This is a genomic window from Bacillus sp. GM2 (genome assembly GCF_056155945.1).
Map to the genome: position 1 here is coordinate 250,790 of NZ_JBRKSZ010000007.1, position 24,491 is coordinate 275,280.

Sequence of the window (24,491 nt, forward strand, 5' to 3'; positions counted from 1 at the left end):
GAAAAAGATCATGACAATTGGCGAAATGAATATTCCGAAACGGACAATTATGACTCCCGGTCCTGTCGAGGTTCATCCGAGAGTGCTGAGGGCGCTTTCCTCACCTGTACTGGGACAGTTCGATCCTGCATTTACAGACATGATGAACGACGTCATGGCGCTGCTTCGGCAGATTTTCCGAACGACAAATAAATGGGCATTCCCGATAGACGGGACATCGCGGGCCGGGCTTGAAGCCGTCCTTGCCAGTCTCATCAAACCGGGGGACAGGGTGCTCATTCCCATTTTCGGACGGTTCGGCTATCTGCTTGCCGAGATTTGCGAACGGTACCAGGCTGATGTTTATACAATGGAATGCCCGTGGGGAGACGTTTTTGAACCGAAAGAGGTCATCTCCGAAATCAAACGGACGAAACCGGAGATTGTTGCGGTTGTGCACGGCGAGACATCGACGGGATGCATTCAGCCGCTCGAAGAAATTGGCCGGGCCTGCCGGGAGCTTGATGTGCTTTGTGTAGTCGATGCGGTGGCTACAATCGGCGGCACGGATGTCAATACGGATGAATGGTGTCTTGACGCGGTCGTCGGCGGTACGCAAAAGTGTTTATCCGTTCCTTCAGGTATGGCGCCGATCACATTTAACAGCCGGGTTGAAAAGCGCATCAATGAAAGGAAAAAGGTAGAACGGGGCATTGCCACAAGAGAAGATATCGTGCTTGAAACGGGACGCTTGCCGATTTCCAGCAATTATTTTGACCTCGGCATGCTGATGGATTATTGGAGCCCGAGGCGCCTTAATCATCATACAGAAGCGACTTCGATGCTGTACGGCTTGCGCGAAGGAGCGCGGGTCGTTCTTGAGGAAGGGCTCCGCGAGCGATTCTCAAGACACCGGCTCCATGAAACAGCACTAATCAAGGGCATCAAAGCGATGGGACTCGAATTGTTTACGGAAGGCCGGAAAAAGCTGCCGACCGTCACTTGTGTGAAAGTTCCTGATCGGGTTGACGCAGATCTTGTCAGGAAGATGATGCTTGACGACTTCGGCGTCGAAATCGCCAGCTCTTTCGGGCCGCTGGCCGGAAAGATATGGAGAATCGGAACGATGGGATACAGCTGCCGGAAAGAAAATGTTCTTTTTACATTGGCTGCTCTCGAAGCTGTTCTCATTCGCACAGGTGCTTCAGTATCGCCGGGAAATGCGCTTCAGGCGGCACTGGATTTCTATCATGAGTAGGCTTCTGAGATAGAGGAAGGCTCGTGTTTGACGGCTCCGGCACGCGCGGGGCAACAGGTGGAACATGGCTGAACGAAAGAGATACAAAAAGCGGTTCACTAGTGCAGAAAAACAGCCTGCGATCAGGCTGTTTTTTTTGTGATGACCAGCAAAATAATTTGTGAAATCAATTTGTAATTTGAAAAATTTTGCAGAGGTTTATGCTATATTAGACTTGTGAATAAATAAAGGAGGTATCAAGGTAGAAGAGGCGGAAATAATGACAACGCCTCCAATCGCTAGCAAAAGAAGAAGTTGCAAAACAGTCAAATATCTCCATTCAGAGAAGATAAACTTACACTGATCCACCTCATGAGCCTACTTCCCCAGAAAATAAAGATCACCTCTCTCGTTAACGCTTTCAGGACCGGCTCCTAAAATATGAATAAACGGTGTCCCGGAAAGCTGAAATACATAAAAATAGAAACTCAATGCTGTGCTTAGGAAAAATTATTTTAAGGAGAGAATAATGAAGAAAAAACGGTTCGGAATCTTGTTCTTAGTTCTTTTCTTGTTACTGTTTAATACAGCTTCACAAGCGGCTGATCCAAATCAAAAAACAACTGAAGAAGTACTTCTGAACGCCTTTGATAAGTTTGGTTTAGTTAGTTCTGTGATTGGAAAAACAGACCAGTTATATCAATCGGCCCAGATGATACTCGCAGCGAAGAAAAACTCCGAGAATACTTAGATGAGAACTTACCTCCAGATGCAAAAGAGAAATACGAAATTGAAATTATTAAAAGAAATGTCGAAGAAATGAAGAAGGAAATCCGTGAGAATTTAAAACAAGAGCATTAAATCCAGAAAAGCAGGCTGAGAGGCCTGCTTTTCTGTGGTTGTGTGAGTTCCTTCTGGTGCAATGCGATAGATCTGTTCCTATTCCAACGATCTTAAATAACCCGCCAATACAGTATCGATCCTTTCAGCCGTCAGCCTTTCAGGGGCCATGATCAAATGAAGCGCCAGCCCGTCGACAAGGGCGTATAGATGCTCGGTTTCCTTAAGAACATCGATCCCGGTCTTTTTTTCGGTTTTTACCAGTATTTCAACAGCCGATTTGCAGGCTGAATAAATGCCTTCATTCATCTCCTTTCTCAACGGTTTGAGCTCCGGATCGCTGAGCGATTTGGCTGTAAATGCATACCATGCCTCCATTTCCAGTTTTCGCTCTTCATCAAGAGGCATAAGCTGAAAAAGAAGCTGTTTGACGTTTTCAGCCGGTGTACCGTTAAATGTCATGTTTTCGATACGCGTTTTGACCCGGTTTGCCACAAGCCTCATTGAATAAATGAAAAGCTCAGACTGATGAGGAAAATAATGGCGCATCGACCCGGCCGAAAGTCCGGCTTCCTTAGCGACATTTCTGACGGTGCATTGTTCAAGTCCATCTCTGTGAATCACATTCCACACCGCTTCGGCAATTTTTTCTTTTTGTTTTTCGTGATCAACTATTTTTGGCATACACACATTATAACACGGGTGTATTATTTAATACATCTGTGTTATAATTTTTTAGTACGAATGTGTTAAAAAAAGAGAGGCGGATAAAAGGTGATTGGTTTATTGATTTTAGCTTGTGAAATCGGCTTTTGGATTTTTATTCTGCTTGGACTTATTTTTCGCTATATGGCAGGCTGGAAAAAGGCTGGTTTGATCATGTTTGCATGCACACCGGTTTTGGATTTACTGCTTTTGGCTGCAACGTCGCTTGATCTGCACAATGGGGCGCAAGCGGATGTTTTGCACGGCATCGCCGCCGTTTATATCGGCGTCAGCATCGCGTTCGGGAGCCGCATGATCAAATGGGCGGATGAAAGGTTTGCCTATCGCTTTGCCGGAGGTCCGAAGCCTGACAAAGGCCCGCAGTACGGCAGGGAACACGCCAAAAAAGAGCGTGAAGGCTGGTTTCGCCATTTCATCGCATGGCTGATCGGAGCGGCTCTGCTGGCCGGGATGCACCTGTTCATCGGCGACCCGGAAAGAACGGAACCATTAATCCGCATCGCTTCTTTATGGTCGATCATCCTTGTCATCGATTTTTTGTACAGTTTCAGCTTTACCCTTTTTCCGAGGAAAGCCCGTTAAAAGAAGCCGGATGTCCGGCTTCTTTTTCATGTTCAAGTATCCCGCCGCTGAAAAAGGAAATGCTACAAGCAGACCTGGATCAAGATTTTCGAAAAAAACCTGTGATAAACTAAAAGAAGAGGTGAACTGCATTGATTTATATTGGATTAACAGGATGGGGGGATCATGACAGCCTGTATCCGCCCAAGACAAGCAGTCAAAACAAGCTGATCCACTATTCATCGCATTTTCCGATCGTCGAGCTTGATGCGAGCTTTTACGCGATACAGCCCGAGCGGAACAATGAAAAGTGGGTAAAGGAGACGCCGGAAACCTTTCAGTTTATCGTTAAGGCATATCAGGGAATGACAGGGCATCAGCGCGGGGAAATCCCCTTTGAAACGAAAGACGACATGTTTGCTGCTTTTAAGCTCTCATTAACGCCATACATAAAAGCGGGTAAGCTGGCGATGGTCCTCTTTCAGTTTCCGCCATGGTTTGATTGCAAGAAAGAAAACGTCAATTACTTAAGATGGGTAAAAGAGAAAATGGGAGATATCCCGTGTGCGCTTGAATTCAGGCATAGGTCATGGTTTATGCCCCAGTTTTACGACAAAACGCTCGCTTTTATGGAGGAGCAGCAATGGATTCACAGCATTTGCGATGAACCCCAGGCGGGCGAAGGCAGCATACCGACGGTTCTTCATGCGACTGACAGTCAAAAAACGCTCGTCCGTTTTCACGGCCGCAACAAGGAAGGCTGGTTAAGGCCGTCTTCCGGGCAAAATTGGCGTGAGGTCAGATATTTATATTTATATAATGAACAAGAATTAAAAGACTGGAAGAAAAACCTTGAGCTGCTTGAACAGCAGTCGAAAAACGTTTACGTGCTGTTTAATAACAATTCAGGCGGTGATGCGGCTCAAAACGGGAAGCAAATGAAGGAGCTGCTCGATATTGAATATAAAGGGCTTACGCCAAGGCAGCTCGATTTATTCAGCTAGAAAAGAGGACTTATTTTATGGAATATCTTATCTTGATCATACTCGGATTTATCGCGGGAACCATCGGCAGTCTTGTCGGGCTCGGCGGAGGGATCGTCATCGTTCCCTCGCTCCTTTTTCTGGCGGGGTTGCCGACGCTGTTTGACCATGTGACACCGCAAATGGCGGTCGGCACATCGCTGGTTGTCATCATATTCACAGGGCTTTCTTCAACGATTGCGTATATGAAGTATAAAACCGTTGACTATAAAAGCGGCCTTATTTTTTTCATCGGCTCGGGGCCGGGCAGCATCGTCGGTGCCCATGTATCGACATATTTTAGCTCAGACTCGTTTTCTCTATGGTTCGGGATTTTTATGATTCTCATTTCCCTTTCCTTAATGATAAAGAAAAGGGTGAAACCTGCCGAGAAAAAGCATACGGGCGTTATCAGAACGTTCACAGGAGATGAAGGACAGGAATATACGTATTCATATCATCCTTTAGCCGGAATCGCGATCGCCTTTGTTGTCGGCTTCCTCGGCGGGCTTTTCGGCATCGGGGGCGGCTCGCTGATGGTGCCGGCGATGATTCTTCTGTTTTTATTTCCGACAAGGGTCGCCGTTGCGACATCGATGTTTATTATTTTCCTTTCATCTGTCGCGGGCTCTGCCGGCCATGTCATCGCGGGCCATGTCAACTGGCTTTATGCGCTCGCATTGATCCCGGGCGCCTGGTTTGGCGGACAGCTCGGCGCCTACATTAATAAAAAGATGCAGACAAAGACGATCGTATTGATCATGAGGTTCGTATTGATCATCATCGGAATCAGATTAATCTATCAAGGCGTGTTTAGTTAAACGTTAGGGAGAGATTTGCATGACGGAAAAGCTCCATATTTACCATACGAACGATTTGCACAGCCATTTTGAAAACTGGCCGAAAATCGTTGATTATATTCAGACACAAAGACAAAAACATGAAGAGCGGGGGGAAGAAGTGCTTTTGTTCGACCTCGGCGATCATGTCGACAGATTCCATCCGATATCTGAGGCCACCTTCGGAAAAGCGAATGTGGAGCTGTTGAACCGTCTGCAGTATGATGCTGCAACGATCGGAAATAATGAAGGAATTACACTGCCGCATCAGGAGCTGGATACACTTTATGACAACGCTCAGTTTCCTGTCGTTGTTTCCAATTTATTTGACGAAAAAGGGAAGAGGCCCGGCTGGGCAGTGCCGTATGTGCTCAAAAAGGTGAAGAACGGCGCGACTCTTGCCATTCTCGGTGTGACAGTCCCGTATTATCCGATCTATCGACAGCTTGGCTGGACGGTTGCAGACGCATTTGAAAGCATCGGCGAGATGCTCAGTGAAATCAAAGGAAAAGCCGATACTGTCATCCTTCTTTCACACCTCGGCATTTTGGATGATCAGCGCGTCGCGGAGGCTTTTCCCGAAATCGACCTGATCCTCGGCTCGCATACCCATCACCTGCTTGAAGAAGGGATGATGATAGACGGTGTTATGCTGGCCTGCGCCGAAAAATATGGGAACTATGTCGGTCATGTTGAACTGACGTATAACGGAACGCTTGAGAACATCACAGCAACCGTTATGAAGACGGCAGAGTGGAACGAAGAATCAGAGGAGACGATTCGTTTTCTGAAGGAAAAAGAGAAAGAAGCTGGACATCTCCTTGAAGAAGAAATTGCGACATTGGACAACACCCTTGAAACCGCCTGGTTCCGCAGAAGCGCCCTTCCGCAAATGCTGGCAGACGCCTTAAAGGAATGGTGTGAGGCGGAAATCGGAATGGTCAACTCAGGCATTGTACTGGAATCTCTTTCACAAGGCGCGGTGACGAAAGCGGATGTTCACCGCATCTGTCCGCATCCGATTAATCCGGTCAAACTGAAGCTGACGGGACGTGAGCTGAAAGAGGTCATCCTTCATGCATCATCGGAAGAAACCGAGAAACTGCGCATTAAAGGGCTCGGTTTTCGCGGCGAAGTGATGGGAAAAATGCTGTATGCCGGCCTTGACCCGGAAAAGCTCTCTGTCAACGGAGCGGACATTGAAGATGATGTGTTCTACACGATAGCCACGATTGATATGTTTACACTCGGAACGCTGTTTCCGGCGATCCGCGATGCGGAAGATATCGAGTACTTTATGCCTGAATTCCTGCGCGATCTGCTCGCCTGGAAGCTTAAAAAAGCAAACCGGTTCTAATACAGATGGTTTAAGATTCGGGGCAAACCGGAACATGTCTCCCGCTTTATCATACATTAATGGTAAAGGAGGGATCTCGATGGTAAATTTAACTCCGATTATGATAGAAGATCAGCCGTTTACGGCTGTAACGGTCAAACTGCCGAAAACGAACTTTATGGCGGTAACCAATGACCATGGATATATTATGTGCGGAGCGCTTGACGTCGCCCTGCTGAACGATAAATTAAAAGAACGGAAGATCGTCGCCGCCAGAGCCGTCGGCGTGCGGACGATCGATCAGCTTCTCGAAGCCCCGCTCGAATCTGTAACCGATGCGGCCGGAGAGCTCGGCATCCATCCCGGAATGAGCGGAAAAGAAGCCCTTTTAAAAATGGTGAAATAAAGTTGTCTGATTGAATCGTATATCCCCTCTTACAAGCATACACTTGTGATGTAAGGGGGGATTTTGCTTGCGAAGATTTCGCGGCCCTCTGTCAAAAAGAGGACCTTTGCCTTTTCGATATGTCATGCTGCTTTCGTTTGTATTTTTTATTTTTTCAACGGCCGTCAGTCTGTTGATCATCAACTCATCCATCAAACCGACGCTTCTGAACATTGCTGAAATGGAAACGAACCGGATTGCGACGCACGTCATCCAGGAAGCCGTCGAGGATTATATGAGCCAAGATGAAAATGTGCAAAATCTAGTAGAAATGAAGACGAATGAAAATGGAAAAGTAACAACAATTGATTTCAACTCTCATGGTCTTCGTGGTATGCATTCGAAAATTACGAAACAACTTCACGAAAAGCTGAAGGAAACAGAAACCGAAGAATTTAATTCTTCTGCGAAAACTCCCGAAGGTAAGAATGATGGTGTAATCTATAATATTCCACTAGGTCAGGCAACTGGAAACACGCTTCTTGGAAACCTAGGGCCGAAAATACCTGTACGGCTTAATGTTGTGGGGGATGTCTTTACAGATTTTAAGCATAGTGTCGAACCATATGGAATTAATAATGCTTTAATTAATGTCGGTGTGCTTGTCGAAGTCAAGGTCCGTGTCGTCATACCGTTTGCGACAAAAACGGCGGTTGTCAAAAATACGATTCCGGCAACGATTCAAGCCGTGCACGGCGAAGTACCCGACTTCTACAGCGGCAGCGGCAGCCAGACGGCGCCATCGATTCAAATTCCTTCAAAGGATGAAAAAACAGAGCAAAAAAAGGAACAGAATAAGCAATGATTTCCAGGCGTTCTGCAAACATCAGGCAGAATGCTTTTTTTCATGGCTTAGAAACGGCATGCGTCTATTTTCTTAAAAAAATACTTTGACTTAGGCAAAAAGACTGTATATACTATTCAATAATAATAATCGTTAGAAAATTCAATGTTTTCAGATGTTTCGAAAAGATAAAGGAGGAAGCTTATGGATAATCGTCCGCAATGGGGAACAAGAGCGGGTTTTATTTTAGCAGCTGTCGGTTCTGCGATCGGTTTGGGGAATATTTGGAGGTTCCCGGCTGTAGCTTATGAAAACGGAGGAGGCGCGTTCTTTCTGCCATATTTGTTCGCGCTCTTGACAGCAGGAATCCCTCTTCTCATCATGGAATTTACAATCGGTCATAAATACAGAGGCTCAGCCCCGCTGTCCTATGCCCGGATGGGGAAAGGGAAGGAATGGATCGGCTGGTGGCAGGTCGCCATCTCATTTGTCATCTCGACGTATTATGCCGTTATCGTGGCATGGGCCATTTCTTACACTGTCTTTTCTTTCAATTTAGGCTGGGGAAAAAATACAGAAAATTTCCTGATGAATGAATATTTAAACAGAATTGATATCGGGGGAGGAGCCATCGGCCAATTCGGCGGCTTCGTGCCGGGCGTCCTGATTCCGCTCGCAATTGTCTGGATTGTTTCATTGGGGATTTTATTTGCCGGAGTCAAAAAAGGAATCGAAATCGCGAACCGCATTTTCATTCCGCTGCTTGTGGTCTTATTCTTAATCATTGTCATTTATTCGATAACACTTGACGGGGCTGCACAAGGACTGAATGCCTTTTTCACGCCTGATTGGAGCCAGATTACAAACGGAAAGGTGTGGGTGGCGGCCTACGGCCAAATTTTCTTCAGTCTGTCGATTGCGTTTGCCATCATGATTACGTATTCCAGCTATTTGCCGAAGAAATCCGATATTACAAACAATGCGTTTATCACCGGCTTTGGGAACTCCTCATTTGAACTGCTGGCCGGAATCGGGGTATTCAGTGCGCTGGGCTTTATGGCGGCGCAGCAAGGCGTTCCAGTCAAAGAAGTCGTCTCTTCGGGAATCGGTTTGGCGTTCGTCGTCTTCCCGCAAATCATCAATGAGTTTCCGGCGTTTAATGCGTTTTTCGGAATTTTATTCTTTGGCTCGCTCGTTTTGGCAGGTCTGACATCTCTCATTTCTATCTCTGAAACATATGTTGCCGCGATTCAGGATAAATTCAACGTTCCGCGGCGGAAAGCTGTCCTGTTCGGCGGAGGGGCTGCTGCATTGTGTTCGCTCGTATTTGCGACGAAAGGCGGGCTGTTCTTCCTCGATGCGGCAGATTACTTTATCAACAATTTCGGAGTGGCGCTTGCCGGATTGATCGAAGTCGTTGCGATTGCATGGTTTGCGAAAGAACTGAAAGCTCTGCAGGCTCACGCCAATTCGGTTTCCGACATTCAGCTCGGCGCCTGGTGGAGAATCTGCCTGAGCGTCGTCACCCCGATTGTTCTGGGGTATATGATGTTTGATAATATCAAGACGAATATCACAACAGCCTACGGTGATCTGCCGGTAGAGTTTCTCCTGAAATGGGGATGGTGCGTCGCTTTTGGAGCGATCGCAGCCGGATTTATCCTTTCGCTTTCAAAATGGAAGAACGAACTGAATTATACGCCATTTCAACATGACAAGGAGGTTTCCTCATGAACGGCGCATCTATAGCAATGATGGTGATCGGCATCGTCATTATTTGGGGAGGATTGGCCGCAAGCATTATCAATGCGGTTGTGAAAAGCAAGAAAAGCCAGGCCGGCTAACCTCTTAAAGCAAGACATCCCTATTCTTCTGAAATAGGGATGTCTTTTATTTTTTCTTTCGAAGCTCCTTCCGTTCCCATGCCCTTAAATGAGGATAAGGGTCAAAAGACCACTCTGTTCTTCCATTGTCTTTATACATGCCGTAGTGAAGATGGGGCGGGAATTTTCCCGATGTTCCCGGCGGCCCGTATCCCGTCGCTCCGACTGAGCCGATCACTTGGCCGGGCTCGACGATTTCTCCCACTTTCAAGCCTTTTGTGAATCCGTTCAAATGGGCGAAATAATGGTACGTATTGTTGATGTCTCTGATTCCGATCCGCCATCCGCCGAAACGGTTCCAGCCTTTCATTTCCACAATGCCGTAGCATGTCGACCGGACGGGGAGGCCGTAATGGGCGAACAAATCCGTCCCTTCGTGAATGCGCCTGCCCCCGAATCCGCGGGCATCTCCCCATGTGCTTCTATAGCTGTAATCTGATCTTACGGGAAGAGGAAAGGCGTGCTTGCCCAAATCAATGTGGCCGTATTTTTGAAATAGCCTGATAAAGCCTGATATGATGCCGACCGTCTGATCCCTTTCGTAAAACTCCCACAGGCCGATGCGGATATTTTCTATGTCTCTTCCGTATGTCAACAAGTATTGTCCAAACGTATAAAGGACGTCTTCATCCTGATCCGGTTCCGCCAGTCCGTCTCCGTTTCCGTCCATTCCAATTCCGTCAAAAACCTTGATGCTGAGCGGTGATGTATCTTTCGGGTTGGGGTTTTCAGGTCCGCTCCACACGCTTTGCGGAATATATATCCCGGTGTGCCCTTTTTGCTTCGGCAAGTCCTTACGGTTTTTGCGGATATTGATTTCGTATTGGTCGACAGCCGCGAAAACATACCAAGGAATATGGGTTGCAGCTTCTGTTTTATGATAAAGGGCCATTCTCTTTTGCAGATCGGGCTCTTTTTTCTCCTTTGCAAGAGCGCACGGCTGCGATATGAGCAAAAGGAGGATGAGAACGGATAATACAGCTTTCACAGTGTCCTTAGCTCCTTTCAGTTTGAATACGGTTAGTTTGTGACATCTGCAGAAATCGATAATAAGAAAATGTTAGAAATTCTATCTTGACTAATCAAGCTCTTGTTCACAAATCTGTACTATGTTAAAGTGACTAAAGATGAAGATTTAGCATTTTTAATTTAAGCGGTTCCAAAGCAGGGGGACACATCCGGCGCTATGTTTTCGTATTGAACTTGACTACAATCCACAATGGAGATGATGGAATTGGCAAAGAAAGACGAGCACCTAAGAAAGCCCGAATGGCTTAAAATCAAGCTGAACACAAATGAAAACTATACGGGCTTAAAAAAATTAATGCGGGAAAACAACCTCCATACGGTCTGCGAAGAGGCAAAATGCCCGAACATCCACGAATGCTGGGCCGTCAGACGTACCGCGACCTTTATGATTCTCGGATCTGTCTGTACGAGAGCCTGCCGCTTCTGTGCGGTGAAGACGGGGCTGCCGACAGAGCTTGACTTGAATGAGCCGGAAAGAGTCGCAGATTCTGTGAGCATCATGAACCTGAAACACGCGGTCATTACAGCCGTTGCCCGCGACGATTTAAAAGACGGAGGAGCGGGGGTATTCGCTGAAACCGTACGCGCCGTCCGGAGAAAAAGCCCGTTTACAACAATTGAAGTTCTCCCGTCTGATATGGGCGGAGACTATAATAATTTGAAAACGCTGATGGATACGCGTCCGGACATTTTAAACCATAATATTGAAACGGTCCGCCGCCTGACGCCGAGAGTCCGTGCGAGAGCTACATATGAAAGATCATTGGAATTTTTGCGCCGCGCCAAAGAGATGCAGCCGGACATCCCGACGAAATCCAGCATTATGATCGGTCTTGGCGAAACAAAAGAAGAAATCATCGAAACAATGGACGACCTTCTTGCGAACAATGTCGACATCATGGCAATCGGCCAGTATCTGCAGCCGTCCAAAAAACACATTAAAGTACAGAAATATTACCATCCTGACGAGTTTGCCGAACTGAAAGAAATCGCCATGGAAAAAGGCTTCAGCCACTGTGAAGCAGGACCGCTCGTCCGTTCTTCATACCATGCCGATGAACAGGTGAATGAAGCGTCTAAAAAACGCCAGGCGCAGGCATAACATTGGATGAAAAAACGCCAGCCATATGCGCTGGCGTTTTTCTTATTTTCAGGTCAGGATTCGGTCGCCTTTCCTTTTCCGTCAAGGTCGTTTCCGTTTTCATCTGTACCTGTCGTGGTTTTGCCTTGCGGCGATTTTTGCATTTCCTTAATTGTATCGGCCATCAGCTGATCGACGTTTCTCGAATTGGCTCCAAGCCGGCTGAAATTGGCGACGGATTGCATCATGTCCGGATCATCGGAAATATAGATATGGTAATATCTCGGAACGACGGATGCCGCCGTCTTTTTGACTTGATCAGCCGTCTGTTTGCGCTGCCCGGAGTCCGTTTTGTACACGACAAGCGCTTCTTCGTCTGTCACAAGCGCTGACGCATCTTGAATATTGGGAAGCTGAACCGTTAAACTAGATATAATATGCGCCATTTCTTCCCGGTCGATTTGGGGCGCCTGCATTTCTTCTTTGTTTGCAACAGGTGTTGCCTGATGTCGCGCATATCCGAATCTGCCTTTTCGGTTGTCATTTCTGAACTTTTCATGATATTGAGGGTTCTTGTCTGCAACGTGAACGGTATTTCCGTCTTCGTCATATATATTGTGTTCGGTATCGTTTAAGGCCGTCTGGCATCCTGCTAGAGGCACCGCCACCAGCCCTGCTAAAAGAATTTTTTTATTCATCTGCTTTTCCTCCTCATTTATAGCTTTTCCAAAGGGGAGGATTTATTCTTAGCAATTGATGGCGGCCCGGGTTTGAATTATCATATAAAAGAGGTGAAAAGAATGATTGTCGTTCAGAACGCTGCATTTGAAGTCGTCAAAGATGTGAAAAACGGTTTTAACGAAGAAGCGTTTAAAGCCAGATACTCCGACATTTTAAATAAATACGACTACATCGTCGGGGATTGGGGATACAGCCAGCTGAGGCTGAAAGGCTTTTTTGACGATCAAAATCAAAAGGCCACATTTGATACGAAGATCAGCACGCTTGATGAATATATTTACGAGTACTGCAATTTCGGATGTGCCTACTTTGTTTTAAAACGTCTGCGAAAATAAGCGATCATAAAAGGGGATGCACTGATGATGTATTTTGTCGATCGACACAAAATCGAAAACACGCTCAACTTCCTGGAAGAGGAGCTGCGGCTTTATCAAATGCAGGAAGAATGGACTTCCGACGTCGAAAAAAAAGCGCTTGAACGAATCGGCCACACGCTGATCGAATGTATATTGGATATAGGGAACGATATGATTGACGGCTTTATTATGAGAGATCCGGGAAGCTATGACGACATTATGGATATACTGACCGATGAAAAGGTTGTCAGCCAAGCGGAAGGCGACAGTTTGAAACATTTGATCGCCTATCGGAAGACATTGGTCCAAGACTACCTGAACGTCAACCATGAAGAATTGGAAGAGCTGCTCAGCAGGCATGCGGAAACGCTCGAGAAATTTCCGGCGCGGATCCGCGATTATTTAAACCATGAACTCGGTCCGGTATCCGCATTCAAACCGCACTAAACGAACTGGAGTGTACAACATGAAAACATACAAAGGATACTTAATTGATCTTGATGGAACAATGTACAAAGGGACGGAAAAAATCGAAGAAGCATGCGAATTCGTGAGAAAGCTGAAAGACCGGAACATCCCGTATCTGTTCGTCACGAACAACTCGTCGCGCACGCCGAAGCAAGTGGCGGACAAGCTTGTTTCATTTGATATTCCGGCCGAAGAGAGCCAGGTATTCACAACCAGCATGGCGACCGCCAATTTTATCGCCGAACAAAAACGAGATGCTTCCGTATATGTGATCGGTGAAGAAGGCATCCGGCAGGCCATTGAGGAAAAAGGACTGGCATTCGGCGAAGAAGACGCCGACTTCGTCGTCGTCGGCATCGACCGCGGCATTACATACGAAAAGCTAGCCGTCGGTTGCCTTGCCATCCGTAACGGCGCTACATTCATCTCGACTAACGGCGATATCGCCATACCTACAGAAAGAGGACTCTTGCCAGGCAATGGTTCTCTCACGTCAGTATTAACCGTTTCTACGCAGACAGAGCCTATTTTTATCGGCAAGCCGGAGCCGATCATCATGGAGCAGGCGATGAAGGTGCTCGGTACAGATATCAGTGAAACGCTGATGGTCGGTGACAATTATGATACGGATATTATGGCGGGAATGAATTCCGGGATGGACACGCTTCTCGTTCATACGGGCGTGACCAAAAAAGAACACCTTGAAGCCTATCAGGAAAAGCCGACATATGTCATTGATTCATTGACAGACTGGATGGATCGCATCTAAACCGAAAAAAAACACTTGTCTTTTAAGGACAAGTGTTTTTTAATGGCTTATTCCGCATCTTTTGCTCGATGCGCCAGTCTGCTGGATGCGGCTGCAGCAATCGCTCCGACGATATCATCCAAAAATGTGTGGCATTCGCCTGTTGATTTATCGTTTAAACGTGCGAGCACTCCCGGTTTGATTTTATCGATATATCCATAGTTTGTATAACCGATTGATCCATACAAATTCACAATGGAGAAGGATAAGATTTCATCGACGCCGTACAGGCTTTCATCTGTCTCGATTAAGGTTTGGAGCGGTTCCATGAGCTTTCTTTGCTCACCCAGCATATCCAATTGAATCCCTGTGATCACGGCGTTTTGAACTTCACGTTTTTTCATGACCCGGTTGACATTCTCTTCACATTCTTCTTTTGTCAAGTTTGGATGATATTTCTTCTGAAGTACGTAGACAAGATCGGCAATATCCGAAATCTTGACGCCCCGTTTCTCAAGCCATTCTTTTGCTGCTGTTTCGATTTGATGCATGCTGTTGTTTTCCGGCATCATTTTCACCCAATCTTTTTTTACTTAGTGTATACAAACAACCTTAAAAATGTAACGATTTTAGAACTCTTTTTCCGGATCGATTCATAATCGAATCCCTTCATGATTACGATGTGTAGAAGGGGAAAAATTTATCAGGAAGTGATGTCCGTGAAGGAGCTGATCAAAGAAAAATTCGGAATCCATATTCGCGATCTTACTTCATACTTGTCTTATCAGGCTTTTCATACCCCGAATTCGATGTTTTTGATCGTCCCGGTTTCCCACTTGAGTCAGGATGAGCTGGCGGAATTGTTTAGTATGAGTCAGTATTTGCAAGAACAGCGCGACCCATACGTTTCATCTTTTATATTGACAAAGGACGGGGAGATGACATTTGAGGAAAATAGCGTCTCATATGTGCTGCTTCAAGCTGCTCCCCGCATGACAAACAGGTCTGTTTCATTTGGGGCGGAGCTGGCCGAATTTCATCAGAAGGGAAGGGGATACCCTTACGAGGTAAAAGAAACCTCGCGGATCGGGCAGTGGAAAGAACTGTGGGGGAAACGGCTCGACCAGCTGGAACAATTCTGGATTCAAAAAACGCAGGCAAGACAGCTGCAGCCTTTTGAAAAACATTTTATCGAATCGTTTCCTTATTATCTCGGTTTAACCGAAAATGCGATTCAATATTTGGCCGATACCGAATTGGATGATCAGCCGCAGGCCGCCGACTCCGGGACGATTTGCCAGCAGCGGCTCACCTGTGAGGCTTTAAGGCGCGAACCGCTTATAAAAATCCCGATGGAATGGGTGTTTGATCATGCGGCCAGGGATCTTGCGGAATATGCCAGAAGCTTGTTTCACGAAAGGAAAAACTTCAATGAAATCGCATTGTTTTTTCAGCAATACGAACAAGCCGCGCCGCTTTCCTCATTTTCTAAGCGGCTGGTGTACAGCAGGCTGCTGTTTCCGCTCCACTATTTTGAGACGGTTGAAGGGTACTATATTTCTCCTGAATCTGAGCACCATTATTTTGAAAGCAGACTCGACCATTTATTGTCTCAAGCGCCGGCATATGAGCAATTTCTGAACGTCTTTCAAGAAATGGCGGGCATGAGAGCCGCAGGATTGATGAGCATGCCGCCTGTCAATTGGCTGAAAAGGACACCATAGACGCCGCGGTGTTCTTTTCTTCATGTTAACATTTCCGGATTTTTTCGATATGCTTAGATTGGAAGCTACTCTTAGAAAGGAACGAGGCAGCATGGACAAACCGTTTGTATATGTAACGAGAAAATTACCCGAAGAACAGCTTTCTGCGTTAAAAGAAGAAGCGCGTATTGAGATGTGGGAAAAGGAAGAAGAACCGTGCCCGCGCGCCGTTCTGGCGGAAAAAGCAAAAAAGGCGCACGGACTGTTGACGATGCTTTCCGACACGGTTGATGAGGAGCTTTTAAAAGGCGCGCCGCATTTAAAAGTGGTGGCCAATTTGGCGGTGGGTTATGACAACCTCGATGTGGCGGCTGCGAAAAAGCATGGCGTCATCTGCTGTAACACGCCCGGCGTGCTGACAGAGTCAACGGCAGATTTGACGTTTGCTCTGCTGATGGCATCCGCGCGCAGAATCGTCGAGGCAAGCGACTGGATTAGACAAGGCAACTGGACGGGCTGGGGGCCGCTGCTTTTGGCCGGAGCGGATGTCCATCATAAAACGATTGGCATCGTCGGGATGGGGAGCATTGGACAAGCCGTCGCCCGGCGGGCGAAAGGCTTTGGCATGGAGATTTTATATCATAACCGCACCCGCAATCCCGAGGCGGAAGCCGAACTGGGGGCAACTTATCTGTCCTTTGGCGAACTGCTTGAACAGGCGGATTTTGTTGTATGCCTGACGCCTTTGACTGATGAAACGAAGCATTTGTTTAACCGCAGCGCTTTCAAAAGGATGAAGCGCTCCGCTATTTTTATCAACGTCTCAAGAGGACAGGTTGTGAATGAAGGCGATTTATATGAAGCCTTGATCGAAAAAGATATTGCCGGCGCAGGACTCGACGTCTTTGCGGAAGAACCCGTGCAACAGGATCACCCGCTCGCCAGTCTGCCGCAAGTGACCGCACTGCCTCACATCGGCAGCGCCACTGTCGAAACGAGAGAAGCCATGATGAGGCTTTGTGCGGAAAATATTGCGCTTGTCCTGGGAGGGAAGCCGGTAAAGACCGAGATTTGACGTTTCTTCCGGCCTGAGCGGGTCGGAAGATTTTCTTACAAAAATATTTCTGAATATATAGAATCTTATTATATCAATGTATAAAGCGTTTTCATGATTTGTTTTTCAGCAAATGTCATCTTGTCAAAAAAAGAATCCCCCATTATAATGTTTGTAACTTAAATGTCTGCGTTGTGTTTACAAATGTCCTCACAGAGAGGACGATAAGAGAGAGAAAGGTGGAATTTCATTGAAGGCGATACGAGTGGGGCTGCTAGGATTAGGAACAGTCGGGAGCGGTGTGGTGAAGATTATTCAGGATCACCAGGATAAGCTGACACACCAAGTCGGATGCCCTGTTACGATTCAAAAAGTTCTTGTAAAAGATAAAGATAAGAAGAGGGATGTCGAACTTTCCAAAGATGTTCTGACGACGGAAGCTTATGATGTCATTCAAGATCCGGATGTGGATGTCATCATCGAAGTCATCGGGGGGATCGAGGAGACAAGACGCTATTTGCTTGACGCGCTTCAGGCGAAAAAACATGTTGTGACAGCGAATAAAGATTTGATCGCCCTCTATGGATCGGAACTGACGGCTGCCGCGAAAGAAAACGGCTGCGACCTTTATTTTGAAGCGAGCGTCGCCGGCGGAATTCCGATTTTGCGAAGCCTTGAAGACGGGCTGGCTTCAGACCGGATTACGAAGATGATGGGCATCGTCAATGGAACGACCAACTTTATTTTAACGAAGATGAACAAAGAAAACGCGCCTTATGACGAGGTGCTGAAAGAAGCGCAGGAGCTCGGCTTCGCAGAAGCAGACCCGACAGCTGATGTTGAAGGTCTTGATGCCGCGAGAAAGATGGCGATTTTGGCCAGGCTCGGTTTCTCAATGAATGTCGACCTTGACGATGTCAAAGTGAAAGGCATTTCCCAAGTGTCTGATGAAGACATCAATTTCAGCAAACGGCTCGGCTATACGATGAAGCTGATCGGCATCGCTCAGCGCGACGGACAAAAAGTCGAAGTGAGCGTCCAGCCGACATTGCTGCCGGAGCATCATCCGCTGTCTTCCGTCCATAATGAATTCAATGCGGTTTACGTATACGGCGAAGCCGTAGGGGAAACGATGTTTTACGGGCCTGGCGCAGGAAGCATGCCGACTGCGACCGCCGTCGTATCAGATTTGGTCTCTGTCATGAAAAACATGCGTCTCGGCGTGAACGGCAGCAGCTTTGTCGATCCGCAGTTTGAAAAGAAGATCAAGGCGCCGTCTGAAATCTTCGCCCAGCAGTTTTTAAGAATTCATGTCAAAGACCAGGTCGGTTCGTTTTCAAAAATCACATCGATTTTTTCGGAAAGAGGCGTCAGTTTTGAAAAAATTCTGCAGCTTCCGATTAAAGGCCATGATGACCTGGCTGAGATTGTCATTGTGACACATCATACGTCTGAAGAGGATTTTACGGATATTTTGCAAAAGTTGAATGATCTTGAGGTTGTTGATCAGGTGAAAAGCACTTATCGAGTAGAAGGGAACGGTTGGAGCTAATGTGGAAAGGACTCATCCATCAATATAAAGAATATTTGCCAGTAACGGACAAAACACCGGAATTGACGCTGAACGAAGGAAATACTCCGCTCATTTATCTGCAAAATCTTTCGAAAAAGCTCGGAATCGAGCTTTATGTCAAAACGGAGGGTGTCAATCCTACAGGCTCCTTTAAAGACCGCGGGATGGTCATGGCGGTCGCCAAGGCGAAAGAAGAAGGCAATGACACGATCATGTGCGCTTCGACCGGCAATACGTCGGCTGCTGCTGCGGCTTATGCGGCCCGCGCCAACATGAAGTGCATCGTCATTATTCCAGACGGCAAAATCGCCTTCGGAAAGTTGGCTCAAGCCGTCATGTACGGCGCCAAAATCATTGCGATCGACGGAAACTTCGACGATGCCCTGAAAATGGTGCGAAGCATTTGCGAGAAAGAGCCGATTGCGCTCGTTAACTCTGTGAATCCTTACCGGATTGAAGGACAGAAAACCGCTTCCTTTGAAATTTGTGAACAGCTGGGCGAAGCGCCTGACATCCTTGCGATTCCTGTCGGGAATGCCGGAAATATTACGGCTTACTGGAAAGGCTTTAAAGAATATCATGAGAAAAACGGCACAGGCCTGCCGGTCATGAGGGGTTTTCAGGCGGAAGGCGCGGCCCCGATTGTCAAAAATAAGGTAATTGAAAAGCCGGAAACCGTTGCGACAGCGATCAGAATCGGAAACCCGGCAAGCTGGGACAAAGCGGTCAATGCTGCAAAAGAATCGAACGGAAAAATCGATGCAGTGTCAGACGAAGAGATCCTGCACGCTTATCAGCTCCTGGCAAGAGAAGAAGGCGTATTTGCAGAACCGGGATCGTGCGCATCCTTTGCCGGCGTGCTGAAACAGCTGCAAACGAAAGAGATTCAGCCGGGGGCGAAAGTTGTCGCCGTCTTAACCGGAAACGGCTTGAAAGATCCGAACACAGCTGTTGATGTGTCGCAGATTAAACCTGTCACACTGCCGACAGATGAAGAAGCAATTCTCGAACACTTAAAAGGAGCCGCTCGTGTATGACTGAGGCTGACATGCTGTTTTCCGTTACGGTTCCCGGAAGCACGGCCAATCTGGGTCCGGGCTTTGATTCAGTCGGCATGGCGCTGTCCCGTTATTTGAAACTGTCTGTTTTTCCTCATGATGAGTGGCGTTTTGAGGCTGAAACAGAAGTCGTAGCGGGAATACCTGAAGGAACGGATAATTTAATTTTCCAGGTGGCCAAACGGACCGCCGCACACTTCGGAAAAGACCTTCCGCCAAGCCTTGTCAAAGTGTGGAGCGATATTCCGCTGGCGCGCGGTCTCGGCAGCAGCGCAGCCGCAATTGCCGCTGCGATTGAGCTGGCGAACGAACTTGCCGATTTAAAGCTCTCTGACCGCGAGAAACTCCATTTTGCGAGCCTTGAAGAAGGCCATCCTGACAATGCCGGAGCATCGCTTTTCGGCGGGCTTGTCATCGGACTTCATGAGGAAGATGAAACAGAGATGGTTTCTATGAAAGACATCGATTTGGATGTCGTCGTCGTCATTCCTTTTTATGAAGTGCTGACAAAAGATGCGCGGGATGTTCTTCCCGAAAGCCTCTCTTATCCGAAAGCCGTGGAAGCAAGCGCGGTCAGCAATATGCTCGTCGCCGGACTGATGGCGAAAGATTGGAAGGTTGTCGGCCGCATGATGCAAAAAGACCTCTTTCACCAGCCATACCGAAGGGCGCTCGTCCCTGAGCTTTCGAAAGTGGAGCATGAAGCAGGCCAAAACGGCGCGTTCGGGACGGCTTTAAGCGGAGCCGGCCCGACGATCCTTTCCTTTATTGAAAAAGGAAAAGGAGAGGCGCTGAGAAACCAGCTTGCGTCCAAGTTTCCGCACTGTGAGGTCGACTGCCTTTATGTCCCGGATACAGGCATTATCGTTGAAAGAAAGTCAGTAAACAGTGTTTAACGAAAAAAGAGCTTTTTCGGCTCTTTTTTTGTTTGCCTTCAAAACAAGGATTTTTATTTAGGAAGTCGAAGTAGTATGGCAAACAGACATGAGGAGGAGAAACGACATGAAGCAGCTGATAACCGAAAAAGACCTCATCAAGCTTGTATCCATTACCGATCCCCAGTATTCGCCCGATGGTGCAAAAATCGCCTACGTCCAAACAAAAGTAAACGAAAAACAGGACTCATATGATTCGCATATCATGATCTACGACCGCGAAAAACAAGCTTCGGTGCAATGGACGTTTGGGAAAGGCAGAAACCAGCATCCCCGCTGGTCGCCGGACGGCAAATACCTTGCATTTACGTCCAATCGCGAGGAAACCGCACAAATTTACGTGATAAGCGCCGCCGGGGGAGAAGCGAGAAAAGTGACCGATATTCCCTATGATGTATCACAGCCTGAATGGTCGCCGGACGGCAAGTCATTGCTTTGTTCAGTGAAGCTGACAAAAGAGGAAAGCGTCGACGATGAGAAGAAAACCGAGATTGAAGACCACGAACCGCTGGAAGTCGATTCTTTGTCATATAAAGCAGACGGCCAAGGGTTTAAAAGGGGAAAGTATACGCAGCTTGTCCTCGTTCAAGTGGAAACCGGGGAAATGAAACAGCTGACCGATCTTGAACGCGACCATTTCAGCCATGCATTTTCACCGTGCGGAGATCAGATTGCATTTTGCGCCAATCAAACGGATATGCGTGTGAACGATGTCTACTTGATGAACCTTTCGACAGGTGATTTGAAGCGCCTCACAGGTCAAAACGGCATTTTTTCTTCACTATCGTTTTCTCCTGACGGCAAACACCTTGCATTTATCGGAAACGAGAAAGAATATCAAAACGCCACGCTCGATAAAGCATGGCTGTATGATATTGAAACAGGAAAACTAACGTGTCTGACGGAAATGCTTGACGTCCATCTCAGCGATGCGGTGGCAGGAGACAGCCTTGTCGGAGGCGTTCTTCCGAAACCGGCCTGGACCAAAGACGGAAACGGCTTTTATGTCATCGGATCTGACCAGGGTTCTACAGGCATTTACTACATATCAATCGAAGGTCTTGCTTATCCGGTCCGGTTGGAAAAAGAGCATGTGAACGGATTCAGCCTGCATCCGGACGAAAGTGGCTTTGCGGCATCCATAGCCCTGCCCGTCCGGCCGAGCGAACTTTACCATCTCCAATTGGGTGAAGAAAAAGCGGAGCGACTAACAGATGCCAACCAAGCGTTTACGGAAGAACATATCATATCGGAACCGGAGGAGCTTCAATTTCAGGTAGCGGACGGTCTGACAATTCACGGATGGCTGATAAAGCCCGCCCAATATGAAAAAGGAAACACGTATCCGCTCATTCTGGAAGTGCACGGCGGACCTCACGCCATGTATGCGAATGCTTATTTTCATGAATTTCAAGTGCTGGCCGCAAAGGGAAGCGCCGTCGTATATGTTAACCCGCGGGGAAGCCACGGCTACGGACAGGATTTTGTCAACCGGGTGAGGGGCGACTACGGCGGTGGAGATTTTAAGGATGTAATGGCGGCTGTTGACCACGTGCTTGAACATTATGATTTCGTCGATCAAGAAAGGCTCGGCATCACCGGAGGAAGCTACGGGGGCTTTATGACAAACTGGGCTGTCGGCCACACGAAGCGCTTCAAGGCCGCAGTGACACAGAGGTCCATTTCCAACTGGATCAGTTTTTACGGGGTAAGCGACATCGGCTATTTTTTCACAGACTGGCAGCTCGGTGCAGACCTTTTTGAAGATCCAGGCAAACTGTGGGAGCATTCGCCGCTCAAATACGCGGACAAGGTGGAGACCCCTCTTCTCATTCTGCATGGCGAACGGGACGACAGGTGCCCGATTGAACAGGCGGAACAGCTGTTCACGGCGCTGAAAAAAATGGGGAAAGAAGTAAAACTCGTCAGATTTCCGAACGCGTCACACGATTTATCAAGAAGCGGGCATCCGAAGCAGCGGATCAGGCGGCTTGAGTATATTGCAGGCTGGTTTGAAGCTTATCTATAAAAAAGAAAAGGCTGCCGTACACTACGGCAGCCTCAGCGTGTCGACAAACCCTCGCATTCGTTGTCAGGGCTGCGCGTCGGTGCTCACGAATTCCAACATTCGCTCCGCTCCGATGCTCGACCTTCCTAGACTGCAAGGGTTTTCAATCACGCTGAGAGGATGACAAAATCCTAAACTGAAAACCGTTTTAGGATTTTGTCAACAATTTAGGCTGCCGTTACGGCAGCCTTCTCAAATTAAAATACTTGCTCTACTTCAATGACGCCCGGAACTTCTTCTAAAAGGGCGCGCTCAATTCCAGCTTTAAGGGTGATGGTGGAACTTGGGCAGCTTCCGCATGCGCCGAGCAGGCGAAGCTTGACGATGCCGTCTTCAACATCGACGAGTTCACAGTCACCGCCGTCACGGAGTAAAAACGGACGAAGTTTGTCCAGCACTTCCTGTACTTGTTCTTTCATTTCGACCTCTGTCGTCATTCGTATCGCTCCTTTCAAATCATACAACCATTATATTCAGTCGAACAATAAAAAGCTATTGTTTGGTTTCAATCGTTTTCCCACATATTATATCATATTTGCCGGCAAAGACAAAAAACGATTTTCATTTCAATATGGAGCAGATGGACAAAATAGAATAAAATAAAGATAAAGAGAAAGGAGCTGCCGCTGATGAAAAAACAAGCCGAGCTTTTTGTTTACGGTGCCGACGTTCTTTGTCCAAGCTGTGTGAACCTTCCGTCATCAAAAGAAACGTATGAGTGGCTAGAAGCCGCCCTGAAAAGAAAATATCCCGACCAGCCTTTCTCAATCACGTACATTGATATCCATCAGCCGCCGGAAAACGACCCTGAAAAACAGGAAATCTCCGAAAAAATCCTGAACGACGAATATTTTTATCCGCTCGTCATGGTCGGTGATCAAGTGGTCGGCGAAGGAAATCCGAAGCTGAAAGACGTGTATAAAGAAATGGAAAAGCAAGGATATAAGCCTGCATGATAAACAGCAAGGGGCAGACATGCCCCTTGCTGTTTTATTTTTTATGATTGCACCTTTCTTAAACCGGACAGACTAACTATCAGCCAGATCAATTAGGAGGGACAGCAAGCATGTCAAGCATTGAAGGACAAATCATGTCAGGCGATTTTGATGACGAAATGAATGTTTTTTCATTAAAGAAAATCAAGCAGTTTCAAACGCAGACCAGTCTGAAAGAAAACCAGCTCAAGGCTTTACAGCACTATTTAAGGCAGCATGAGCACGATGAGGACGGACAGATCATCACCCTCTACGACCAAATGCTTGTACCTTTGTCGCAAGATGATATAAAAGCGCTGCTGGATGACTTAACAAAAGTCCAGTCATTATATCATTAACTTTCCCTTTTATACCCGCTTTCCTGCCCTGATGTCATCCGTCATTCCGGGATAAGGGGCTTTTGAAATCAGATCTTCATTATCGATTCCGGCATTTTCAATAAATGTGATATCGGCGAATTCCGGTACGACATATTTTGGATACGTCTCATATTTTTCGCGCGATTCCTCCATTAAGTCGATATGGTCATTTTGATAGCAGACTGTAATATCAGGGCGTTCATGAACCCATTTAGGGAAGAAGATGATGCCGTGCATCCGCTTTTCATTCGGCATGAAGTTCAAGGAAACGTCAGTCCCTGTCGGTTCTGTCCAGGATACTTTATAGACGCCTTCAGTCAGCTTGACGATATCGGCTTTTTGATCGCGAACCCAGCGTCCCCCAACCATTCCGCTGTGAATGCGGTAATCGATGGTATGGTCATTTTTAATGTAGATTTCATATTCCCATCCGTTTTCATACGTATAGATCATATGGCTTCCTACAAACTCTTTGACATCTTGATTCATATGAACCGCTCCTTTATTTGTTTATTGTAAATCGAAACATGTTGATATTTACATATATAATTATAAAATGCCGTCAAAAAAGATGTCAAACGAAAATACTTCCTGAGAGATTTGCACAAATAAAGAAGATTGTTACGATTAATGTCAGAATTTTGAGTTATCTTAGGAAATTATGCCAATAT

28 protein-coding genes and 1 pseudogene are annotated in these 24,491 nt (G+C 47.0%); 23 read left to right on the plus strand and 6 right to left on the minus strand.

Going from position 1 to position 24,491, the window contains the following annotated elements; all coding sequences use genetic code 11:
* Positions 1–10: 10 nt before the first annotated feature.
* The 3 genes from ACVC9U_RS02115 to ACVC9U_RS02125 all read left to right on the plus strand — a co-directional run bounded on the left by ACVC9U_RS02115 (position 11) and on the right by ACVC9U_RS02125 (position 2,077).
* Positions 11–1,237 (plus strand): pyridoxal-phosphate-dependent aminotransferase family protein, encoded by a 1,227-nt coding sequence (locus ACVC9U_RS02115; RefSeq protein WP_011198269.1) that lies wholly within the window; start codon positions 11–13, stop codon positions 1,235–1,237.
* A 508-nt stretch (positions 1,238–1,745) separates the two neighbouring features.
* Entirely contained in the window at positions 1,746–1,967 is a 222-nt protein-coding gene (locus ACVC9U_RS02120; RefSeq protein ID WP_003185004.1) for a hypothetical protein, read from the plus strand.
* Positions 1,919–2,077 (plus strand): YolC/YozM family protein, encoded by a 159-nt coding sequence (locus ACVC9U_RS02125; RefSeq protein ID WP_465251048.1) that lies wholly within the window; start codon positions 1,919–1,921, stop codon positions 2,075–2,077. The genes ACVC9U_RS02120 and ACVC9U_RS02125 overlap by 49 nt, the downstream gene beginning before the upstream one ends.
* Positions 2,078–2,155: 78 nt before the next feature.
* Here the strand turns inward: ACVC9U_RS02125 and ACVC9U_RS02130 are convergent, their stop codons facing one another.
* On the minus strand, positions 2,156–2,740 hold the full coding sequence (locus ACVC9U_RS02130) for a TetR/AcrR family transcriptional regulator (RefSeq protein WP_011198268.1): 585 nt from the start codon (positions 2,738–2,740) through the stop codon (positions 2,156–2,158).
* Positions 2,741–2,830: 90 nt separating this feature from the next.
* Here ACVC9U_RS02130 and ACVC9U_RS02135 point away from each other — a divergent pair, with 90 nt between their 5' ends.
* The 8 genes from ACVC9U_RS02135 to ACVC9U_RS02170 all read left to right on the plus strand — a co-directional run bounded on the left by ACVC9U_RS02135 (position 2,831) and on the right by ACVC9U_RS02170 (position 9,613).
* A complete protein-coding gene (locus tag ACVC9U_RS02135; protein ID WP_003185000.1) occupies positions 2,831–3,364 on the plus strand; it encodes a hypothetical protein in 534 nt (177 codons plus the stop codon).
* 131 nt (positions 3,365–3,495) lie between these two features.
* Positions 3,496–4,347 (plus strand): DUF72 domain-containing protein, encoded by an 852-nt coding sequence (locus ACVC9U_RS02140; RefSeq protein WP_441390083.1) that lies wholly within the window; start codon positions 3,496–3,498, stop codon positions 4,345–4,347.
* A 17-nt stretch (positions 4,348–4,364) separates the two neighbouring features.
* Complete coding sequence (locus tag ACVC9U_RS02145) at positions 4,365–5,186, plus strand: sulfite exporter TauE/SafE family protein (protein WP_441390084.1); 822 nt, start codon at positions 4,365–4,367, stop codon at positions 5,184–5,186.
* Between the two features lie 19 nt (positions 5,187–5,205).
* Entirely contained in the window at positions 5,206–6,561 is a 1,356-nt protein-coding gene (locus tag ACVC9U_RS02150) for a bifunctional metallophosphatase/5'-nucleotidase (protein WP_075751314.1), read from the plus strand.
* A gap of 79 nt (positions 6,562–6,640) precedes the next feature.
* Complete coding sequence (locus ACVC9U_RS02155; RefSeq protein ID WP_003184991.1) at positions 6,641–6,946, plus strand: YunC family protein; 306 nt, start codon at positions 6,641–6,643, stop codon at positions 6,944–6,946.
* Between the two features lie 67 nt (positions 6,947–7,013).
* Positions 7,014–7,790, plus strand: a complete 777-nt coding sequence (yunB, locus tag ACVC9U_RS02160) for a sporulation protein YunB (protein WP_020452848.1) — start codon at positions 7,014–7,016, stop codon at positions 7,788–7,790.
* A gap of 183 nt (positions 7,791–7,973) precedes the next feature.
* Positions 7,974–9,503 carry a sodium-dependent transporter gene (locus ACVC9U_RS02165; RefSeq protein WP_145699681.1) on the plus strand — a complete coding sequence of 510 codons (1,530 nt, stop codon included), beginning with the start codon at positions 7,974–7,976 and terminating at the stop codon, positions 9,501–9,503.
* Positions 9,500–9,613, plus strand: a complete 114-nt coding sequence (locus ACVC9U_RS02170) for a methionine/alanine import family NSS transporter small subunit (protein WP_003184985.1) — start codon at positions 9,500–9,502, stop codon at positions 9,611–9,613. The genes ACVC9U_RS02165 and ACVC9U_RS02170 overlap by 4 nt, the downstream gene beginning before the upstream one ends.
* Positions 9,614–9,659: 46 nt before the next feature.
* Here ACVC9U_RS02170 and ACVC9U_RS02175 read toward each other — a convergent pair whose 3' ends face one another.
* Positions 9,660–10,640, minus strand: a complete 981-nt coding sequence (locus ACVC9U_RS02175; RefSeq protein ID WP_020452846.1) for a M23 family metallopeptidase — start codon at positions 10,638–10,640, stop codon at positions 9,660–9,662.
* Between the two features lie 231 nt (positions 10,641–10,871).
* Between ACVC9U_RS02175 and lipA the strand changes: the two genes are divergently transcribed.
* Positions 10,872–11,783, plus strand: a complete 912-nt coding sequence (gene lipA, locus ACVC9U_RS02180; RefSeq protein ID WP_009329538.1) for a lipoyl synthase — start codon at positions 10,872–10,874, stop codon at positions 11,781–11,783.
* Positions 11,784–11,836: 53 nt separating this feature from the next.
* On the opposite strand, the gene ACVC9U_RS02185 is transcribed toward lipA, so the two are convergent.
* A complete protein-coding gene (locus ACVC9U_RS02185; RefSeq protein ID WP_441390085.1) occupies positions 11,837–12,460 on the minus strand; it encodes a YhcN/YlaJ family sporulation lipoprotein in 624 nt (207 codons plus the stop codon).
* Between the two features lie 102 nt (positions 12,461–12,562).
* On the opposite strand from ACVC9U_RS02185, the gene ACVC9U_RS02190 reads away from it, so the two are divergent.
* Genes ACVC9U_RS02190 through ACVC9U_RS02200 form a run of 3 tightly spaced genes read left to right on the plus strand, consistent with a single transcriptional unit; the run spans position 12,563 to position 14,096 of the window.
* A complete protein-coding gene (locus ACVC9U_RS02190) occupies positions 12,563–12,838 on the plus strand; it encodes a YutD family protein (RefSeq protein WP_003184977.1) in 276 nt (91 codons plus the stop codon).
* Positions 12,839–12,865: 27 nt separating this feature from the next.
* Entirely contained in the window at positions 12,866–13,306 is a 441-nt protein-coding gene (locus ACVC9U_RS02195; protein ID WP_025806013.1) for a DUF86 domain-containing protein, read from the plus strand.
* Positions 13,307–13,325: 19 nt separating this feature from the next.
* Positions 13,326–14,096, plus strand: coding sequence for a TIGR01457 family HAD-type hydrolase (locus tag ACVC9U_RS02200; RefSeq protein ID WP_075751311.1), 771 nt, complete (start codon positions 13,326–13,328; stop codon positions 14,094–14,096).
* Positions 14,097–14,143: 47 nt separating this feature from the next.
* Here ACVC9U_RS02200 and ACVC9U_RS02205 read toward each other — a convergent pair whose 3' ends face one another.
* A complete protein-coding gene (locus ACVC9U_RS02205) occupies positions 14,144–14,644 on the minus strand; it encodes a phosphatidylglycerophosphatase A family protein (RefSeq protein ID WP_020452842.1) in 501 nt (166 codons plus the stop codon).
* Positions 14,645–14,788: 144 nt separating this feature from the next.
* Between ACVC9U_RS02205 and yutH the strand changes: the two genes are divergently transcribed.
* The 6 genes from yutH to ACVC9U_RS02235 all read left to right on the plus strand — a co-directional run bounded on the left by yutH (position 14,789) and on the right by ACVC9U_RS02235 (position 22,427).
* Complete coding sequence (yutH, locus tag ACVC9U_RS02210) at positions 14,789–15,799, plus strand: spore coat putative kinase YutH (RefSeq protein WP_075751310.1); 1,011 nt, start codon at positions 14,789–14,791, stop codon at positions 15,797–15,799.
* A 91-nt stretch (positions 15,800–15,890) separates the two neighbouring features.
* Positions 15,891–16,853: a 2-hydroxyacid dehydrogenase gene (locus ACVC9U_RS02215; protein WP_441390086.1), complete on the plus strand. Its 963-nt coding sequence runs from the start codon at positions 15,891–15,893 to the stop codon at positions 16,851–16,853.
* Between the two features lie 229 nt (positions 16,854–17,082).
* A complete protein-coding gene (locus ACVC9U_RS02220; protein ID WP_075751308.1) occupies positions 17,083–18,384 on the plus strand; it encodes a homoserine dehydrogenase in 1,302 nt (433 codons plus the stop codon).
* Positions 18,384–19,442: a threonine synthase gene (gene thrC, locus ACVC9U_RS02225; RefSeq protein WP_075751823.1), complete on the plus strand. Its 1,059-nt coding sequence runs from the start codon at positions 18,384–18,386 to the stop codon at positions 19,440–19,442. Before ACVC9U_RS02220 ends, thrC begins: the two co-directional genes overlap by 1 nt.
* Positions 19,439–20,359 (plus strand): homoserine kinase, encoded by a 921-nt coding sequence (gene thrB / locus ACVC9U_RS02230; RefSeq protein ID WP_441390087.1) that lies wholly within the window; start codon positions 19,439–19,441, stop codon positions 20,357–20,359. Before thrC ends, thrB begins: the two co-directional genes overlap by 4 nt.
* A gap of 106 nt (positions 20,360–20,465) precedes the next feature.
* Positions 20,466–22,427, plus strand: a complete 1,962-nt coding sequence (locus ACVC9U_RS02235; RefSeq protein ID WP_441390088.1) for a S9 family peptidase — start codon at positions 20,466–20,468, stop codon at positions 22,425–22,427.
* 236 nt (positions 22,428–22,663) lie between these two features.
* On the opposite strand, the pseudogene ACVC9U_RS02240 reads toward ACVC9U_RS02235, so the two are convergent.
* Positions 22,664–22,962 (minus strand): annotated as a pseudogene (locus ACVC9U_RS02240) (NifU family protein).
* 133 nt (positions 22,963–23,095) lie between these two features.
* On the opposite strand from ACVC9U_RS02240, the gene ACVC9U_RS02245 reads away from it, so the two are divergent.
* Entirely contained in the window at positions 23,096–23,422 is a 327-nt protein-coding gene (locus tag ACVC9U_RS02245; RefSeq protein WP_003184955.1) for a YuzD family protein, read from the plus strand.
* Between the two features lie 110 nt (positions 23,423–23,532).
* Complete coding sequence (locus tag ACVC9U_RS02250; RefSeq protein WP_003184953.1) at positions 23,533–23,799, plus strand: hypothetical protein; 267 nt, start codon at positions 23,533–23,535, stop codon at positions 23,797–23,799.
* A 9-nt stretch (positions 23,800–23,808) separates the two neighbouring features.
* On the opposite strand, the gene ACVC9U_RS02255 is transcribed toward ACVC9U_RS02250, so the two are convergent.
* Positions 23,809–24,309 carry a phenolic acid decarboxylase gene (locus ACVC9U_RS02255; protein WP_009329528.1) on the minus strand — a complete coding sequence of 167 codons (501 nt, stop codon included), beginning with the start codon at positions 24,307–24,309 and terminating at the stop codon, positions 23,809–23,811.
* Positions 24,310–24,491: the final 182 nt, after the last annotated feature.